Annotated in this window: 14 protein-coding genes; 4 read left to right on the top strand and 10 right to left on the bottom strand. The window is 71.7% G+C overall.

The annotated features are described in order from the left end of the window. Positions 1-23: 23 nt before the first annotated feature. The 8 genes from ACIF6L_RS00975 to ACIF6L_RS01010 all read right to left on the bottom strand — a co-directional run bounded on the left by ACIF6L_RS00975 (position 24) and on the right by ACIF6L_RS01010 (position 10676). The gene (locus ACIF6L_RS00975) at positions 24-2429 is read right to left on the bottom strand and encodes a hypothetical protein (protein ID WP_396485649.1); all 2406 of its coding nucleotides are present in this window, start codon (positions 2427-2429) and stop codon (positions 24-26) included. Positions 2430-2523: 94 nt separating this feature from the next. Beyond that, a complete protein-coding gene (locus ACIF6L_RS00980; protein ID WP_329488142.1) occupies positions 2524-3531 on the bottom strand; it encodes a glycosyltransferase family 2 protein in 1008 nt (335 codons plus the stop codon). A gap of 204 nt (positions 3532-3735) precedes the next feature. Then, a complete protein-coding gene (locus ACIF6L_RS00985; RefSeq protein WP_359803471.1) occupies positions 3736-4929 on the bottom strand; it encodes an acyltransferase in 1194 nt (397 codons plus the stop codon). A gap of 209 nt (positions 4930-5138) precedes the next feature. Further along, positions 5139-6332 (bottom strand): elongation factor Tu, encoded by a 1194-nt coding sequence (gene tuf / locus ACIF6L_RS00990; protein ID WP_329488145.1) that lies wholly within the window; start codon positions 6330-6332, stop codon positions 5139-5141. 236 nt (positions 6333-6568) lie between these two features. Further along, positions 6569-8674: an elongation factor G gene (gene fusA, locus ACIF6L_RS00995; RefSeq protein WP_329488147.1), complete on the bottom strand. Its 2106-nt coding sequence runs from the start codon at positions 8672-8674 to the stop codon at positions 6569-6571. A 39-nt stretch (positions 8675-8713) separates the two neighbouring features. After that, positions 8714-9184 carry a 30S ribosomal protein S7 gene (gene rpsG / locus ACIF6L_RS01000; RefSeq protein ID WP_148644378.1) on the bottom strand — a complete coding sequence of 157 codons (471 nt, stop codon included), beginning with the start codon at positions 9182-9184 and terminating at the stop codon, positions 8714-8716. Between the two features lie 2 nt (positions 9185-9186). Further along, positions 9187-9558: a 30S ribosomal protein S12 gene (gene rpsL, locus ACIF6L_RS01005; RefSeq protein ID WP_014144289.1), complete on the bottom strand. Its 372-nt coding sequence runs from the start codon at positions 9556-9558 to the stop codon at positions 9187-9189. A gap of 521 nt (positions 9559-10079) precedes the next feature. Then, a complete protein-coding gene (locus ACIF6L_RS01010) occupies positions 10080-10676 on the bottom strand; it encodes a DUF1707 and DUF4190 domain-containing protein (protein WP_396485652.1) in 597 nt (198 codons plus the stop codon). A 239-nt stretch (positions 10677-10915) separates the two neighbouring features. Between ACIF6L_RS01010 and ACIF6L_RS01015 the strand changes: the two genes are divergently transcribed. The 4 genes from ACIF6L_RS01015 to ACIF6L_RS01030 all read left to right on the top strand — a co-directional run bounded on the left by ACIF6L_RS01015 (position 10916) and on the right by ACIF6L_RS01030 (position 16003). Next, positions 10916-11719 carry an ABC transporter ATP-binding protein gene (locus tag ACIF6L_RS01015; protein WP_329488150.1) on the top strand — a complete coding sequence of 268 codons (804 nt, stop codon included), beginning with the start codon at positions 10916-10918 and terminating at the stop codon, positions 11717-11719. Then, positions 11716-13362, top strand: coding sequence for a transporter (locus tag ACIF6L_RS01020; RefSeq protein ID WP_396485654.1), 1647 nt, complete (start codon positions 11716-11718; stop codon positions 13360-13362). The genes ACIF6L_RS01015 and ACIF6L_RS01020 overlap by 4 nt, the downstream gene beginning before the upstream one ends. Before the next feature lie 121 nt (positions 13363-13483). Continuing rightward, entirely contained in the window at positions 13484-14797 is a 1314-nt protein-coding gene (locus ACIF6L_RS01025) for a DUF2786 domain-containing protein (RefSeq protein WP_396485656.1), read from the top strand. A gap of 99 nt (positions 14798-14896) precedes the next feature. Continuing rightward, entirely contained in the window at positions 14897-16003 is a 1107-nt protein-coding gene (locus ACIF6L_RS01030; RefSeq protein ID WP_359803462.1) for an ADP-ribosylglycohydrolase family protein, read from the top strand. A 48-nt stretch (positions 16004-16051) separates the two neighbouring features. Here the strand turns inward: ACIF6L_RS01030 and ACIF6L_RS01035 are convergent, their stop codons facing one another. Together ACIF6L_RS01035 and ACIF6L_RS01040 are read right to left on the bottom strand one after the other, a co-directional pair. Next, entirely contained in the window at positions 16052-17395 is a 1344-nt protein-coding gene (locus ACIF6L_RS01035) for a serpin family protein (RefSeq protein ID WP_396485658.1), read from the bottom strand. Positions 17396-17465: 70 nt separating this feature from the next. After that, a complete protein-coding gene (locus ACIF6L_RS01040; RefSeq protein ID WP_396486177.1) occupies positions 17466-18404 on the bottom strand; it encodes an ADP-ribosylglycohydrolase family protein in 939 nt (312 codons plus the stop codon). Between the last annotated feature and the right edge of the window lie 66 nt (positions 18405-18470).

The raw sequence follows: 18470 nt of genomic DNA on the forward strand, positions 1-18470 counted from the left end.
ACCCATACGATCGGTTCGGCGGTTCAGGAAATCTCGTACACGGCCATCCGGCCGTTGTCGAAGACCGGCTTGGCGAGGGTCTTCAGGTCCGGCGACTCCGGCGCCACCTTGCGGTTCACCACCACGTAGCGGACGTGGTGCCGCTCGCTCAGCCGGTCGAGGATAGCGGCCGTCGGCCGGTAGACGGAGTCCTCGTTGAGCTTGAGCAGCTCCTGGTCCCAGAAGGACGCGGACTTCGCCGACATCAGCCGCGGCGAGTAGGCCCAGCCCTCCACCAGCACCGAGCGCTCGGAGTAGGCGCTCAGGTAGAAGGACAGGGAGTTCCAGCAGTTCTCCCCGGGGACGGTGTAGTCGCTCTCCGACCGGCAGTGGCCGTTGGTCACCAGGACGTCGGTCGGGTCGCTGTGCGCGCGGACCCAGCGCGCGGCCTCCACCTGACTGGCCGGGAGCGGCCACGCGCCGTCCCACGGGACCTGCCGGGACTGCTGGACGTCGAGCAGCAGCGAGGGGGCGCCGGCCGCCAGCGCCGCGGTGAGCAGCACCACGGCGCCGCGGCCGCGCAGCGCCGGCAGCGCCCGGCCGGCCGCCCACCAGAGCAGGCCGCAGACCGCCGCAGCCCCGGCCAGCGCCGCCGCCGCGGCCAGCGCCGGCACCAGCGCCGTGTAGGACTCGGTGCCGTCGGCGTCGCCGACCGCCTTGAGCGCGAAGGCCGCCCAGTCGTCCGCGTAGTGGTAGATGCCGAGGGTGAGCAGGAGGACGAAGGCCACCGTGCCGGCGCCGAGCGCGAACTTGCCCCGGGTGGGCAGCGCGGCCCGCTCGAAGACCTCGCAGTAGCCCCAGGCCGAGAGCAGCACGCCGAAGGAGAGGCCGGCGAGGGTGAAGTAGCTGGCGTTGAAGCCGTTGACCACCAGGTAGACGGCCGGGCCGGCGACGGCCCCGCCGAGCAGGAACCACTGGGTCTGCTCCAGGCGGAGCCGGCGGCGCCACAGGAGCGGGATCATGCCGACCATCCGCAGCTGGTGGTTGAGCAGGAACGCGATCAGCGTGGCGGCGACGACCACGCTCTGGGTCACCGCCGTCCGGGTCTGCTGCGGATCGGCCCAGTACTTCTCGATGTTGCCGAAGGGCACCACTTCGAGGCCGTAGCTCTCGAAGCGGAACAGCACCGCGGTGGCGAACACCTGGGCGCCGGCGATGACCGCGCCGAGGCCGACGATGGTCCACGGGATGCGCCGCGTGCCGATCAGCACCATCAGACCGGCGAAGGCCAGCGCGGCCAGCGTCACCGGCAGGGAGCTCGCCTTCGCCGCGCTGGAGGCCACCGCGAACAGCGCGGTGAGGACGAACGCGCCCCGGCCGAGCGCCGGGATCCGGGCGGGCCCGTCCTCCTCGGCCCGCGCCTCGCCGCCGCGCCCGCGCAGGGCGTCACCGACCACCCCGATCAGGGCCATCAGCAGCGGCTGGCTGTACGTCAGCGAGAGGCTCGCCCAGGACATCAGCGGTACCGCCGGAGCCCCGAAGGTCCAGTGGCCGACGTTGTTGGGGTAGATCGCGTTGAACTCGCCGACCGCGAAGATCAGCAGGGCGGCGACCGGCCCGGCCCACGGCCGCCCGGTCAGCCGGTGCGCCACCACGGCGGTGATCACCATGGCCAGGGCGGCGAGCGCCGGGACCATCAGGCGCATCTGGACCACGGTCAGGTCGATGTGCCCGACCAGGTCGGTCATCGCCATGTGGACGAAGGTGAACCAGTGGTAGTGCAGCGGCTCCCCGGCGGCTTGCGGGAAGGTCAGCGGGAAGTTGTGCTTGGCGTTCCCGGCCAGCGACAGCAGGTAGGGCAGGTCGATGTACTGCCGGGTGGTCTCGCTGTCCGGCACGACCGGGTTCCGGCTGAGCACCGCCCCGTACATGTAGGCACTGGTGAACGCGACGGTGCCGGCGACCGACCAGGACCAGCCCGGCGAGGGGCGGCGGTAGCCGCGCGGCCGCCAGTGCCGCCGCAGCCCCGGCACGGCGGCGAACGGGATCACCACCGCCAGCGGCCAGGCCGTGGCCACCGACTGCAGGCCGAGCCCGACCAGGACGGCCCAGGCGGCCAGCTCCAGCACCAGGCCGACCACGGCGCCGAAGGCCAGGTCCTCGACCAGCGTGTGCGGACGGCGCCGCAGCAGGCGGAAGACCAGCGTGCCCGGGAGCATGACGCCCCACAGCACGTAGAAGGTGTACCGCGCGATGTCACTGACCGAGGTGTCGGCGGCCAGCAGCAGGACGACCAGGAAGAGGTAGGCCGCGAGCGCGGGCAGGAACGCCACCACCCGGTCGCGCGGGCTCAGCGGGGCACCGCCGGCGTCCGGCGCGGAACTGCCGGTCCGCCCGGCGGGCGGGGTCGGCGTGCCCAGGGCGGGCGCGGTGCTGTCGGTAGTGCCCATCGCTCTTCTTCTCCTGCGGGCTGTGCGTCGGCTTCCTGGCGGTCGGCGGCCGGTCCGTCCCGCGGCGGCCGGCGCCGCGGGACGGACCGGGGGGTCACACCGCGTACTCGGAGACCTTCGCCGCCTTCGCGCGGTCCTCGGCCGAGTCGTACCCGACGAAGTAGGCCGGGCGGGCCTGCGCCGCCGAGTAGATCCGGCCGACGTACTCGCCCAGCAGACCGATGCAGACCAGCTGGACGGCGCCGAGGAAGAGCATGCCGACGAACAGCGAGGACCAGCCGGGCACGGTCTTGCCGAGCGCGTACTCGACCGTGGTGTAGATCCCCAGGCAGAAGCAGAGCACGAAGCTCAGCAGGCCGAGCCAGGTGGCGAGCCGCAGCGGGCTGGCGGAGAAGTTGGTGATGCTGTCGATGGCGAGACGGACCATCTTGGACAGCGGGTAGTGCGTGCTGCCCGCGACCCGCTCCTCGCGGACGTAGACGACCTCGCCGCTGGGGAAGCCCAGCCACGGGACCAGCAGGCGGTAGACCGGCTGGTGCTCGGGCATCGCCTTGAGCGCGTCCACCGCGGCGCGGCTGAGCAGGCGGAAGTCACCGGCCTGGTTCGGCATGTTCTTGCCGACCAGCTTGCGCATCAGCCAGTAGTAGGCGCCGGCCGTACGCCGCTTGAAGAAGGTGTCGGTGCCGCGGTCGCCGCGCACGCCGTAGACGATGTCGAGGTTCTTCTCGCGGGCGAGCGCGAGCATCTCGGGGATCTTCTCCGGCGGGTCCTGCAGGTCGGCGTCGATGGACACCACGTAGTCGCCGTAGGCGCGGTGGATGCCCGCGGTCAGCGCCGCCTGGTGACCGGAGTTGCGCGCGAAGCGGACGATCCGGAACTCCGGCCAGTCCTGGTGGATCTTCTGCATGATCGCCGGGGTGGCGTCGGTGCTGCCGTCGTCGATACCGACGACCTCGTAGTCGATCCCCAGCTCGTCCAGGATCGGGCGCAGGCGCTGGACCGTCAACGGCAGGGCCTCCTGCTCGTTGTAGATCGGCATCACGACCGACAACAGCGGCGCCGGCGGGACGGCCTGCTCTGCCGATACTGCTGCGTTGTACATCAGTTGTCGCCTGTCCCTTATGTCTTTGAGAACGATCGATCGATCCCGGAGTGCGGCCGGGTGGCCCGGACGACCGAGCTGATGGTTGCGAAGGAGGGGTGCGCGGCCTGGGTCCACCCCGTGATGGCGGCCAGGCTAGCAGCAGGATTTTGCGATTGCATGAATGATTCTTGGGACGCCGATTTCACGCGTCCCCCTGCGTTGTCAGTGCTTCACCGGAGCGGGTTCGTCCGAGGCCCGGCGCAGGGTCGCCATCGAACGGTCCAACGCGTTCTTCATCATCTTCGAGACCGGCCGCTCGACCAACCGGTGGATCAGCCAGGCCGCCACCATCACCGCGAGCAGGGTCGTCCCCAGGGCCGCCCGGACACCGAAGTCCTTGGTGAGCAGCCAGTGGATCAGCGTCCAGCCGATCTCCTGGTGGATCAGGTAGAGCGGGTAGGTCAGCGCACCGGCGACCGTCAGCCACTTCCACTGCACCCAGTCGAACACGCCCAGCGCGGCACCCAGCACCAGGGCGAACGCGGCCGTCACCGCACCGGCCATGACGTTCCACGAAAGGGGGTGGCCGAGAACGTTGACGTACACCTCCTGGATGGAGGTCAGGCGGGTCAGCGCGAGGATCCAGGAGAATCCGACGATCCCCCAGAGCAGCAGGTTCTGACCGAAGCGGTACATCAGGAACATGCCGACGCCGGCGATGAAGAACGGCGACTCGTTCGGCATGGCGAGGGTGGTCAGCAGCGGGAGGTCCGCCTGCGGGGCGAGCACCGCGAGGATCGTCCAGATCCCGCAGAACGCCACCACCTTGCGGTAGGTGAGGCCGGTCGCCACGACGATCGCGAAGAGCAGGTAGAACCGCATCTCCACCCAGAGCGTCCAGTAGACGCCGTCGACGTGCCGCATCCCGAGCGGAGTCTGAAGCATGGTCAGGTTGCCGAGGATGGTGCCGGCGTTGAGCCCGTCACCGGCCCCCGAACGGGCGAACTGCTTGAGGTTCAGCACCACCAGGCTGGTGAGTGCTATGCCCGCCCAGTAGCCGGGGTACAGCCGGACCACCCGGGAGACGAAGAACTCCCCCGGCCGCTTCCCCCAGCAGCTCATGCAGATCACGAAGCCGCTGATGACGAAGAACAGCTCCACCCCGAGCCAGCCGTAGGCCGCCATCCGGTTGACCGTCGGCAGTACGTCCTTCGGAGTGACGCCCTGCCACACCCCGGAGATGCCGACGTAGGCGGTCCAGTGGAAGGAGAGCACGCTCAGGGCCGCGAAGAGACGCATCCCGTCGAGCGCGTACAGCCGGGGGCGCTTGGCGCGACCGTCGGGCGACTGGCCCGCACGCGCGGCCGAACGGCGCCGGAGAAGCGAGGGCTTCGTGAGAAGGGGGGCAGAGGTCATTCCGGAGCGCTTTCAGCGAGTGGGGCGGAGAGCCTCGGTCAGCCTCGCCCTGGCGACGGCTGCGGGTGGCTCAGTCTATCCGCAGCGCGATCGCCCTACGCACAGGACCCCCGCGCGCTCCGCGCGACACGCCGAAGGGCCCCGCACACCGAGGTGTGCGGGGCCCTTCGGGCTTCACCTGTGTGACACAGGCAGGTCCAGAGCCTCGATTACTTGAGGATCTTGGTGACCTGGCCGGCGCCGACGGTGCGGCCACCCTCACGGATGGCGAACTTCAGGCCCTCCTCCATGGCGATCGGCTGGATCAGCACGACCGTCATGGCGGTGTTGTCGCCCGGCATGACCATCTCGGTGCCCTCGGGGAGGGTCACGACGCCGGTCACGTCCGTGGTACGGAAGTAGAACTGCGGGCGGTAGTTGTTGAAGAAGGGGGTGTGACGGCCACCCTCGTCCTTCGACAGGATGTAGGACTGGGCCTCGAACTCGGTGTGCGGGGTGACCGAACCGGGCTTGATGATGACCTGGCCGCGCTCGACATCCTCGCGCTTGATGCCACGGAGGAGCAGACCGACGTTCTCACCGGCCTGGCCCTCGTCGAGCAGCTTGCGGAACATCTCGATACCGGTGACCGTGGTGGTGGTCTTGGTCTCCTTGATGCCGATGATGTCGACAGTCTCGTTGACCTTGAGGATGCCACGCTCGATACGACCGGTGACGACGGTGCCACGACCGGTGATCGTGAAGACGTCCTCGATCGGCATCAGGAACGGCTGGTCCACGGCGCGGGCCGGGGTCGGGATGGCCTCGTCGACCGCGTGCATCAGGCCGAGGAGCTTCTCGCCCCACTCCTTGTCGCCCTCCAGCGCCTTCAGCGCGGAGACGCGGACGACCGGCAGGTCGTCGCCCGGGAACTCGTACTCGGAGAGGAGCTCACGGACCTCGAGCTCGACGAGCTCCAGGATCTCCTCGTCGTCCACCATGTCGGCCTTGTTCAGGGCGACGACGATGTAGGGGACGCCGACCTGGCGGGCCAGGAGGACGTGCTCCTTGGTCTGCGGCATCGGGCCGTCGGTGGCGGCGACGACGAGGATCGCACCGTCCATCTGGGCCGCACCGGTGATCATGTTCTTGATGTAGTCCGCGTGACCCGGGCAGTCGACGTGGGCGTAGTGACGCGCCTCGGTCTGGTACTCGACGTGCGCGATCGAGATGGTGATACCGCGCTGCCGCTCCTCCGGCGCCTTGTCGATCTGGTCGAACGGCGTGAAGGGGTTGATCTCCGGGTACGCGTCGTGCAGCACCTTGGTGATGGCCGCGGTAAGGGTCGTCTTACCGTGGTCGATGTGACCGATGGTGCCGATGTTGACGTGGGGCTTCGTCCGCTCGAACTTCGCCTTCGCCACTGCAGTCCTCCTGAGGACAGTTCTGTACGCCGTGCTGACGTCAGTTGGTCTTTGATCGGGTTGGGTATGCGGCGCTGGAGTGCGCCCCATGCCGTCCCGCGGGTGGGGGCGGAGGCCCCCGGGGGAATCCGAGTGGGTTCCCCCGGGTTCGCCTCCTAATAGCCTAAGGGTTCGCAATCGTCCCGAATGTCGGGATGTCCTGCGAGCTCGGGCAAGGACTCGGCTGGCGCCGGTCCTTACTCGCCCTTGGCCTTGGCGATGATGTCGTCCGCCACGTTCCGCGGAACCTCGGCGTACGAGTCGAACTGCATCGAGTAGCTTGCGCGACCAGAGGTCTTGCTGCGCAGGTCACCGACGTAGCCGAACATCTCGGAGAGGGGCACCAGCGCCGAAACGACGCGGGCACCGTAACGCTCGTCCATGGACCGGATCTGGCCACGGCGAGAGTTGATGTCGCCGATCACATCGCCCATGTAGTCCTCGGGCGTGGTGACCTCGACGGCCATCATCGGCTCCAGCAGAGTCGGAGAGGCCTTGCGGGCGCCCTCCTTGAATGCCATCGAGCCGGCGATCTTGAACGCGAGCTCGGAGGAGTCGACGTCGTGCGAGGCACCGTCGAGCAGCGTCACGCGGACACCCTGGAGCGGGTAGCCGGCGAGCACGCCGAACTCCATGGCCTCCTGGCAACCGGCGTCGACCGAAGGGATGTACTCCTTCGGCACGCGGCCACCGGTGACCTTGTTGACGAACTCGTAGCCCTCGCCGGACTCGATCGGCTCGATCGCGATCTGGATCTTCGCGAACTGGCCGGAGCCACCGGTCTGCTTCTTGTGCGTGAAGTCGATGCGCTCGACGGCCTTGCGGATCGTCTCGCGGTACGCGACCTGCGGCTTGCCGACGTTGGCCTCGACCTTGAACTCACGCTTCATACGGTCGACCAGCACCTCGAGGTGCAGCTCGCCCATACCCGCGATGATGGTCTGGCCGGTCTCCTCGTCCGTGTTGACCTGGAAGGACGGGTCCTCCTCGGCCAGGCGCTGGATGGCGGTACCGAGCCGCTCCTGGTCGCCCTTGGACTTCGGCTCGATCGCGACGCGGATGACCGGGGCCGGGAAGTCCATGGACTCCAGGATGACCGGGTGCTTCTCGTCGGACAGGGTCTCACCGGTGGTGGTCTGCTTGAGACCCATGACGGCGACGATGTCGCCGGCGCCCACCGACTCGATCTCCTCACGCTTGTTCGCGTGCATGCGGTAGATCTTGCCGATGCGCTCCTTGCGGCCCTTCACCGCGTTGAGGACGGCGGTGCCGGCCTCAAGGCGCCCGGAGTAGATCCGGACGAAGGTGAGCTTGCCCAGGTGCGGGTCGGACATGATCTTGAACGCCAGAGCCGCGAGCGGCTCGTCGTCCGACGCCTTGCGGGAGATCTTGACCGTGTCGTCGCCGGGCTTGGTGCCCTCGATGGACTCGATGTCCAGCGGCGACGGCAGGTAGTTGACGACCGCGTCGAGCAGGGGCTGAACGCCCTTGTTCTTGAAGGCGGTGCCGCAGAAGATCGGCGTGAAGTCCGAGTTCAGCGTGCCCTTGCGGATCGCGGCGATCAGGAGCTCCTCGGGGACGGCCTCGCCCTCCATGGCGAGCTCCATCACCTCGTCGCTGACGGTCGACACGGTGTCCAGCAGCTGCTCGCGGTACTCCTCGGCCTGGTCCACCAGGTCGGCCGGGATGTCGACGATGTCGTACATCTCGCCCTTGGCGGCCTCGGCCGTCCAGACCAGCGCCTTCATGCGGACCAGGTCGACAACGCCCTGGAAGTCCGCCTCGGCACCGATCGGGAGCTGCATCACCAGCGGGGTGGCGCCGAGGCGCTCCACGATGGTGTCGACGCAGAAGAAGAAGTTCGCGCCCGTGCGGTCCAGCTTGTTGATGAAGCAGATGCGCGGGACGCCGTAGCGGTCAGCCTGCCGCCACACGGTCTCGGACTGGGGCTCCACGCCGGCGACACCGTCGAACACCGTGACGGCACCGTCGAGGACGCGCAGCGAACGCTCCACCTCGACGGTGAAGTCGACGTGACCCGGGGTGTCGATGATGTTGATGGTGTTGTCGACGCCGTCGAGCGTCCAGTGACAGGTCGTCGCGGCCGACGTGATCGTGATGCCGCGCTCCTGCTCCTGCTCCATCCAGTCCATGGTGGCAGCGCCATCGTGGACCTCACCGATCTTGTACGAGACACCGGTGTAGAACAGGATCCGCTCGGTGGTGGTGGTCTTGCCCGCGTCGATGTGCGCCATGATCCCGATGTTGCGGACCCTGGCGAGGTCAAGGGAGGTTGCAGCCATGGTGGCTCGTTCTCTCTCTGTCTAGTGACGGGGTTCGGACTACCAGCGGTAGTGCGCGAAGGCCTTGTTGGACTCGGCCATCTTGTGGGTGTCCTCGCGACGCTTCACGGAAGCGCCCAGGCCGTTGCTGGCGTCGAGGATCTCGTTCATCAGGCGCTCGGTCATGGTCTTCTCGCGACGGGCGCGGGAGTAACCGACCATCCAGCGCAGCGCCAGGGTGCTGGCGCGGCCCGGACGGACCTCGACCGGAACCTGGTAGGTCGCGCCACCGACACGGCGGGACTTGACCTCAAGAGCCGGCTTGACGTTCTCCAGCGCGCGCTTCAGCGCCACGACGGGGTCGGAGCCGGTCTTCTCGCGGACGCCCTCAAGGGCGCCGTAGACGATCCGCTCGGCGGTGGAGCGCTTGCCGTGCAGCAGGATCTTGTTGACCAGCTGGGTGACGACCGGGGAGCCGTAAACCGGGTCGATGATGACCGGGCGCTTCGGGGCGGGGCCCTTACGAGGCATTCTTACTTCTCCTTCTTGGCGCCGTAGCGGCTGCGAGCCTGCTTGCGGTTCTTGACACCCTGGGTGTCGAGCGAACCGCGGATGATCTTGTAGCGGACACCAGGAAGGTCCTTCACACGACCACCGCGCACCAGCACGATGGAGTGCTCCTGCAGGTTGTGGCCCTCGCCCGGGATGTAAGCGGTGACCTCGATCCCGCTGGTGAGGCGCACACGGGCGACCTTACGAAGCGCCGAGTTCGGCTTCTTCGGGGTGGTCGTGTACACACGCGTGCAGACGCCGCGACGCTGGGGCGAGCCCTTCAGCGCGGGAGTCTTGTTCTTCTCGACCTTGTCCTGCCGGCCCTTTCGGACCAGCTGCTGGATCGTAGGCACCGTTTCTCCGTTTTCTGTGTGCCAAGGCTTGGTAAAACTAACCTGCGGTGTCTCCATCGCACACGACCCCGTGGTCGACCCACGCGGTCGGGTGTGTTGGGCTTATTCCGACACGGAATCCCATGAGCTGATGTACAGCGACGGCGCTCAACGCGCGGAGCACTGGGAGGCGCTCCGGCTCGGCGCGGCGGCCGGTGTGCATGCACGCACAAGGACCCGGGGACACCCCAGGCACAAGGTCAGAGCGTACCTAGCGCATCGGGCTCGGTCAAAACAAATGCAACGCCGCAGGTCGCGGCGGTGGCCGGGCGGCGCCGGGGTGTCGCGGGCACGACTTCCCGGTGACGAACCGCTCTTCTGCCGCTCTACCACACCCCGGCGGGCGCCGCCACCGGGGCGGGCGCCGGCCGGGGGGCCGGGCGGGCGAGGGCGATCGGCCGGTCAGGCGATCAGGCACTCAGGCACTCAGGCGGTCAGGCGGTCAGGCGGTCAGGCGATCAGGCGATCAGGCGATCAGGCGATCAGGCGATCAGGGCCAGCATCAGCAGGGTGTAGACGGCGCTGGCCAGGTAGCCGAAGACCAGGCCGACCGTGGCCATGGTGTCGCCCTCCTCGTTGCGCTCCCGGATCTGGGCCTTGGCGATGTGCCCGGTGATCACGGCCGGCAGCCCGAGCCCCATCAGGCCGAGCACCATCGACGCCACGGCCGTGCTGTTGGTCGGGCGGGTCGGCACCGGCGGGGGCGGCAGCAGGAAGGTCTGCGGCACCGGCTGGCCGACCGCCGTCATCGGCGGCATCGGCGTCACCATCGGGCCGGAGGGCAGATCGGCCACCAGCCGGGCCAGCTCGCCGTACGTCTGCGCGGCGCTCGCCGCGTCGAAGCGCTGGCCGTACTCGTCGGCGGAGAGCCGGCCCTCGGCGTACGCGGCCTTCAGCACGTCGACGGTGCGGTCCCGGTCGGTGTGGGCCGCCCGCATCGCCGACTGCGGCATCGGCGCCGGCTGCGCGTAGGACTGGGCGTACGGCTGCGGCTGCGGCTGCGCGTACGGCTTGGCCGGTACCTGGGGCGGCCGTCCTCCGTACCCGGGGCCCTGCTCGCCCCACGGTTGAACGGCCATCCGCCACCTCCGACACCCCGGCGCGCCGTGCGCGCTCACTGGCCTTCATAGTGCAGGACGAACAGGGGGCCTGAGTAGTTGCCACTTTCCGCGACCTGCCTCGGCGGCCCCCGAGGGGCGCCTCACACTCACCCGTTCGGCCCAGCCCAGCCCAAGATCATCGATCCGGACGACAGCCCGCCCCGGGCGATGGCAGGCTGGCCTGGACATTCACCCGTTTCCCAGCAGAGAAGGCCGCCATGCAGGCGTCAGCACCGCCGTCCCCGGTCCCCGCGTCCCCGGTCCCCGCCGCCGTCAGCATCCAGGGGCTGTGGAAGCACTTCGGCAGCCAGGCGGCGGTCGCCGGACTGAGCCTGGAGCTGCCGGCCGGCGCGTTCATCGGCCTGGTCGGCCCGAACGGCGCCGGCAAGACCACCACGCTCTCCATGGTCACCGGCCTGCTCCGGCCCGACCAGGGCACCGTCCTGGTGCACGGCGCCGACGTCTGGGCCGACCCGGTCGCCGCGAAGGCCCGGATCGGCATCCTGCCCGAGGGCCTGCGGATGTTCGAACGGCTCAGCGGCCGCGAACTGCTGCAGTACAACGGCCGGCTGCGCGGCCTGCCCGGGGCCGAGGTGGACCGCCGCGCCGAGGAGCTGCTGGCCGTCCTGGACCTCGCCGGTGACGCCGACAAGCTGGTCGCCGACTACTCCACCGGGATGCGCAAGAAGATCGGCCTGGCCGCCGCGCTGCTGCACAACCCCGACGTGCTCTTCCTGGACGAGCCCTTCGAGGGCGTCGACCCGGTCTCCGCCCAGACCATCCGCGGCGTGCTCAAGCGCTACGCCGCGGCCGGCTCCACCGTCATCTTCTCCAGCCATGTCATGGAACTCGTCGAGCAGCTCTGCGACTGGGTCGCCGTGGTCAACGCCGGCCGGGTGATCGCCCAGGGCCCGCTGGACACCGTGCGCGGCGACCGCAGCCTGCACGAGGCGTTCCTGGACCTGATCGGCGTCCGCGAGGACGACGGCCAGGCCCTCGGCTGGCTCGGGGGCGAGCGGTGAGCTCCACCCGCGCCGACACCGGGGTCCGCACCGCCCGCGCGACCGTGCCCGACGGGCGCGTGGTCGTCCGCACCCTGGTGTCGCTCAAGCTGCGACTGCTCCGCAACGGCCTGCGGCGCAGCCGCGGACGCGCCGTGCTCTACGTCGTCGGCACGGTGGCCGGCCTGCTGTTCGCCTCGCTGATCGCGTTCCTGCTGGCCCTGCTCAACGGGCACGCCGGCGCCGGCGACGCGGGCGTGATGCTGGTCGGCGCCCTCACCATCAGCTGGGCCGCGCTGCCGCTGTTCCTCTTCGCCAGCGACGAGAGCGCCGACCCGACCCGGCTCACCATGCTGCCGCTGCGCCCCGGCCCGCTGCTGCGCGGCTCGGCGCTGGCCGCGCTGCTCGGGCCCGGCCCGCTGGTCGCCCTGGTGCTGGTCACCGGCGCGGCGCTGTCCGGCGCGGACGGCGCCGCCTCGGCGGCGGCCGCGGTGGTCGGCGTCCCGCTGACGGTGCTCACCCTGGTGGCGCTCTCCCGCGCGGTCGCGGCGGGCAACGCCCGGCTGCTCTCCAGCCGGCGCGGCAAGGACTTCGCGATCTTCGGCGGTCTGCTCTTCGCGCTGCTGATCCAGGTCGCCAACGTCGGTTCGCAGAGCGTCTTCGGCAAGCCGGGGAAGGACGGCCTCGACCTCAGCCCGCTGGCACCGATCGCCTCGGTGCTGCGCTGGGTGCCGCCGGTCGGCGCGGCGGACGCCGGACGCACCGCCGGTGAGGGGCGGTACGGGCTGGCGCTGCTCCAGCTGGCCTCCACGGCCGTCGTGCTGGCCCTGCTGCTGCGCTGGTGGCGGGCCAGCCTGCAGCAACTGATGGTCACCGCCGACGCCTCCACCCTGGAGGTGGCGCGCGGCGTGCAGGCCTCGCGCGGCTGGGGCTTCCTGCCCGCCGGCCGGACCGGCGCGGTGATGCAGCGCCACCTGCGCTACGCCTGGCGGGAGCCGCGCGCCAAGGCCGCCGTCTTCACCAGCATCGGGATGACGGTGGTGATCTGCGTGCTCTCGGTGGTCCAGGGCTGGTCGACCGTCTACCTGGTGGCCGCCACCGGGATGTTCCTCGGTCTGCAGATGCTCAACCTGTTCGGCATGGACGGCTCGGCGTTCTGGATGGTCGCCGCGACCCTGCTGACCCCCGCCGACGCCCGCGAGGAGCTGCGCGGGCGGGCGTTCGCGATCCTCTCCTACGCGGTGCCGGTCACCCTGGTGCTGGCGCTGCTGCTGGCCGCCGTCACCGGTGACTGGGCCGGTCTGGCGCCGGCGTTCGGCCTGGCGCTCGGCCTGCTCGGCTGCGGCATCGCGATCGGCGCGGTGCTCAGCGTGCTGGCCCCGTACACCATGCCGTCCGACAACAACCCGATGCGCAACGCCGCCCCCGGCCAGGGCGGGCTGGTGATGCTCAACAGCTTCGGCTCGATGTTCGGCGCCGCGCTGCTCAGCCTGCCGGTCTCCGGCTACCTCGGCTGGGCACTGCTCTCCGACGGCCCGGCCTGGCCGGTGCTGGCGCTCGGCTCGCTGTACGGCGCGCTGGTCGCCTTCCTCGGCATCCGGCTGGCCGCCGGCCGCCTGCTGGAGCGTGCCCCGGAGATCCTGGCCAAGGCCGTCGAACGCTGACGGCCAGCCCGTCGGGCACCCCCGCGAGCGCCCGGTCCCCGTCGTCGGGGCCGGGCGCTCCGGCATCATGGGCGGAGGCCGCCCCGACCGCGGGACGGGCACGACGAGAGCAGGCGACACCGTGGGCAAGCGCAGGCAGCAGGGCGGGACCGGGGCGGACGGGAGCGCCGGACCGCTACTGGAGCAGGCGGTGCGAGCGGTGCTGACCGCACCGGACGAGGGGCTGGACCTCGCCCTGGACACCGGCGCCTCGCTGCTGGCCGCCTCCCCCGCCCAGTGGCCGGCGGTGAGCCGGGCACTGCTCGGGTACGCGGACACGGCGGTCGGGCGCTGCTGGTCGGCGGGCTGGCGGCCGGCCGACCTGGCCCGGGTGGTGCGGCGGGAGCTGAAGCCGGTGCACCTGGCCCTCGCGGTGGACCTCATCGCCGCCGAGAACCGCCGCCACCCGGCGGCCACCACCGACCGGCGCTGGCAGGAGCAGCTGCGCGAGCTGGAGACCGCGGTGTGGTGGCCGGGCGACGAGGCGTACCTGGGTGCCTTCGCCGACCGCCACCGGCTGGACCGGTTCGCGTTGGCCACCAACGTGCTGGAGCTGTTGCGCAGCTGGGGCCGGCTGCCCCCGATCGCCCCGGTCGGCCCGGCTCCCGGGCGGGGCGGGCAGGCCCCCCGGACGGAGCGGCGGGCCGCGGGCCCGGTGCCGGGCGAGCCGCGGATGCTGTCCCGGATCCGGGCGCTGCTGGCGAAGGCCGAGTCCACCGAGTACCCGGAGGAGGCCGAGGCGCTGACCGCCAAGGCCCAGCAGCTGATGGCCCAGCACAGCATCGACGACGCGCTGCTGGCGGTCGGCGGCGAGGACCGCGACGCCCCGGCGGCGCTGCGGATCGGCGTGGACAACCCCTACGAGGTCCCGAAGACGATGCTGCTGGACGCGGTGGCGGCGGCGAACCGGTGCCGGGTGGTCTGGGCGAAGGAGTTCGGCTTCTGCACCATCATCGGCTTCGACGGCGACCTGGACGGCGTCGAGCTGCTCTACACCTCGCTGCTGGTGCAGGCGACGCACGCGATGAACAAGGCCGGTTCGCGCCAGCACCTGGACGGCGCCTCGCGCACCAAGGCGTTCCGGCACTCCTTCCTGGTCGCGTACGCGGCGCGGATCCGTGAGCGGCTGACCGCCGCGACCGAGCAGGCCACCAGCGACGCGGCGGCCGGCCGGCACCTGCGCGAGGACGGCACCGAGGAGCAGCTGGTGCCGGACGAGCGGCTGCTGCCGGCGCTGGCGGCCCGGACCGAGGCGGTCGACCAGCAGGTCGGGCGGATGTTCCCGAAGCTGGTCTCGCAGCGGGTCCGGGTGAGCGACGGCGAGGGCTGGGTGGCGGGCCGGGCGGCGGCCGACCGGGCCGCCCTGCACGGCCGGGCCGGGGAGATCCGGCGGTAGCGGTCGGGCCTGATAGAACGGACGTCGGCAGGGCCGGTCCGGCCGGTCCGGCCTCGGCCCGACCGGCCGGGCGGGCCCCGGGAGCAAGGGGGAGCGACGGTGGCGGTGACGGAGTCGGGGTATGCCGACCGGGTACGCGGGGCGCTGCTCGGCGGGGGCGTCGGCGACGCCCTGGGCTGGCCGGTGGAGTTCCAGCAGCTGCAGCAGATCCGGGAGCAGTACGGCCGGGCCGGGGTGACCGGGCTGCCCGGTGGCGGCCGGATCGCCGAGGTCACCGACGACACCCAGATGACGCTGTTCACCGCCGAGGGGCTGATCCGCGGCTTCGTCCGGGGCTGGTCGGGCGGCGGCGGATCGGTGCCGGAGGCCGTCCACGGCGCCTACCGGCGCTGGCTGCTGACGCAGCAGCAGGGCGCTCCGGACCAGGGCCCGCTCCCCCGCCCGTACGACGGCTGGCTGCTACGGCAGCCGTTCCTGTACGCGCGGCGGGCGCCGGGCAACGCCTGTCTGAGCGGGGTGTCGTACCACCCGGAGTTCCGGGCACCGGCGCCGTTCGGGCAGCCGGGGCCGATCAACGCGCACTCCAAGGGGTGCGGCACGGTGATGCGCTCGGCGCCGTTCGGGCTGGCCCGGCTGGGCGTCGAGCAGTCCTTCGGGCTGGCCGCGCAGTGCGCGCAGCTCACCCACGGGCACCCGACCGGCTACCTGGCGGCGGGCGCGTTCGCGTCGCTGGTCGAGCGGCTGGTGGACGGGGTCGAGCCGTGGACGGCGGTCGGGCAGGTCGTCGAGCAGACCCGGGACTGGCCGGGCTCCAAGGAGACCGTCCTGGCGCTGCACCGGGCGGTGCGGGTGGCCGAGGAGGCCGAGCCCTCGGCGGAGGCGGTGGAGCGGGTCGGGCTCGGCTGGATCGCCGAGGAGTGCCTGGCGATCGCGGTGTACTGCCTGCTGGCCGCCGCGTCCGGGCCGGACCCGGCCAGGACCGCGCTGCTGCTGTCGGTGAACCACTCCGGGGACAGCGACTCCACCGGCGCGGTCTGCGGCAACCTGGTGGGCGCGGCGTACGGTGCGGCAGCCCTGCCGACGGCCTGGACCGAGGCGGTCGAGGGCACGGAGACGCTGCTGCGGGTGGCGGACGACCTGCTGGTGCTGTTCGGCAGCCGCGAGCCGACCCACCCGGCCCTGGACGGGCGCTACCCGGCCTGGTGACCGGGCGGGCCGCCGGGGCGGGCCGCCGCACGGCCCCGGCGGCGCCGGTCACCCGGCCTGCGGGTCGGTGACCTGGCCGAGGAAGAGCGGGCGGCCGGTCGTGGTGTCCCTGATCAGGAACAGGAACGGCCGGTCGATGTGCAGTTCCTCGGCCCTCTTGGGGACCGCCCCGGCCGCCGCCTCGATCCCGACGCCGCTTCCGGCGGCGGCCACCGTGCCGTCCTCGTCCACCTGCACGGTGGCCTTCTGCACCACCGTGCCGACCTTCAGCCGCTCGTCCGTCCCCGGTCCGGGGATGCCGCCGAGGTCCGCGGCGTCGAAGGCCGCGGCGACCCCGAGCGCCCGCAGGGTCGGCGTCAGCTCGTTGGCGGTCTCGAAGTGGAAGCGCGGCAGGGTGAGGTCGACCGAGCGCTCGGTGAGCGAGTCGAGGATCATCGTGAGCTGGGCCTGGTCCAGGCCCTTGCGGAAGGCCTCGAACCCGCCCTGGGCGGGCACCAGCAGGTCCATCGCCATCCCGCCGTCCGCGTAGGGCAGTTCGACGGCCTGCCAAGGCTGGCCGAGGATCCCGCCGGAGCCGTCGGCGTAGCGCAGGGTGCCGGTCCGGGCCATCGTGGCGACGGACGGGGTCGAGCCGTCCGGCCGGTGGAACGGCCGGTCGGAGGTCTGCGAGGCCTTGAACGGGGTGGCCCACCTCGCCTTCAGGTAGAGCGCGTCGGTGAGCGCCAGGCGGGTGTCCTGGTTGATCGTCCGCTCGGCGAAGAGGTCCTTGATCCGGCCCTCGGTCGCCTTCTCCACCGTCGCGTTGACGGTCCTGCGGGCGCTCTCCGGATCCTTGCGGAAGTCGGCGGTGTGCACGCCGGTGCCGAAGGCGGCGGCGAGGGTGGCCAGGTAGCCCTGGTCGAGCGGGAAGCCCTGCTGGACCCAGAGGTCGTCCGCCTGGCGCAGGGTCAGGCCGTCGGTGGGCGGGCCGGTCCGGTTCAGGCCGCCGGTGGCGAGGGCGTACTGCTGCGGGGTGAGCCCGGTGTGCAGGGCCTTGGCGAGCTCGTCGGCGGTGGCGCCGCGGGCACCGGGCAGCACCATGGCGAGCACGGTGGCCAGGCCGGACGGCGAGAGCACGAGGTTGCGGCCGGTCCCGTCGGGCGTGGCGGTGAGGGTGTGCAGCAGGTCCAGGCCGAAGGCGTTGGTGGCGGCGGCGGTCGCCGCGACCTGAGCCGGGTCGGTCGGCGGGGCGGAGGTGGGTGCGGGGGCCCGGACGACCTGGTCCGCGACGCCGGTGCTGCCGCAGCCGGTGAGCAGCGGTGCGGCGAGCGCGGCGACGAGGACCGGGGCGAGGAGCGGGGCCGCCGGGCGGCGGCGGGTGCGACTGCGGGTGCTGCGCGTGCGACTCGTCATGGCGGTTCGACGCGGCGCCCGCCGGACCGGTTCCCCCGCCCGACCGGCTCCCTCGCCCCCGGGGCCGGGGTCAGTCCCAGAGCGCGCCGAGCGCGAGCAGCTCGTCCCGGTGCTCGATCCGCTCGACCCAGTCCGCCGGCCAGGCCGACGCGCCCAGGTGCGCGCCGGCGAAGGCGCCGGTCAGGCAGGCGAGGGAGTCGGAGTCGCCGGAGGAGTAGGCGGCCCGGCGCACGGCGGCCACCGGGTCGTCGGGCAGGAGCAGGAAGCAGAGCAGGCCGGTGGCGAGCGCCTCCTCGGCGATCCAGCCCTCGCCGGTGGCCAGGCACGGGTCCGCCTCGACGTCGGGCTCGGCGAGCGCCGCGTCCAGCCGGTCGAGGACGCCGAGGCACTCGTCCCAGCCGCGGGCGGCGAAGTGCTCGGGCGAGGGGTCCTGGGCGTGCGCCGCGAGGTCGCCGAGCCAGCACTCGTCGTACCGGGTGCGGGCAACCCGCGCGTACGCGCGCAGCTCGGCGGTCAGGGCGGCCGGCGCCAGGCCGTCGGCGAGCCTGCGGACCGCGTAGGCGGTGAGGTCACTGGCCGCGAGCGCGGTCGGGTGGCCGTGGGTCAGCGCGGACTGCAGTTGGGCGGCGCCGGAGAGCTGGCGCGGCGTCAGCTCCCTGACCAGGCCGATCGGCGCGACCCGCATGTTGGCGCCGCAGCCCTTGGAGCCGAGGTCGCTCGCCTCCTGCCAGCGGCGGCCGTCGCTGAGCCGCTGGCAGGAGCGCAGGCAGGTCATCCCCGGCGCGCGGTTGTTCTCGGGCGAGTGCCACCAGTCGACGAACTCCTCGCGCAGCGGCCGCTCCAACCGCGGCGGGCCGAGCGGGCCGAGCTCCAGGGCGGTGCGCAGGGCGCGTCCCAGGGCGAGCGTCATCTGGGTGTCGTCGGTGACCAGGGCCTTCTTCGGCAGTGGCAGTCGGCGCCAGTCGGGGTCGTGGGCGGCGATCAGCTCGATCGTGCGGAATTCGGTCATCCGCCCCAGGGCGTCGCCGAGCGCCAGGCCCAGCAGTGTTCCGGTCGCCTTGTCCACGGCTCCCCC

It is taken from the genome of Kitasatospora sp. NPDC086009 (genome assembly GCF_044540385.1).
Taxonomy (GTDB): Bacteria; Actinomycetota; Actinomycetes; order Streptomycetales; family Streptomycetaceae; genus Kitasatospora.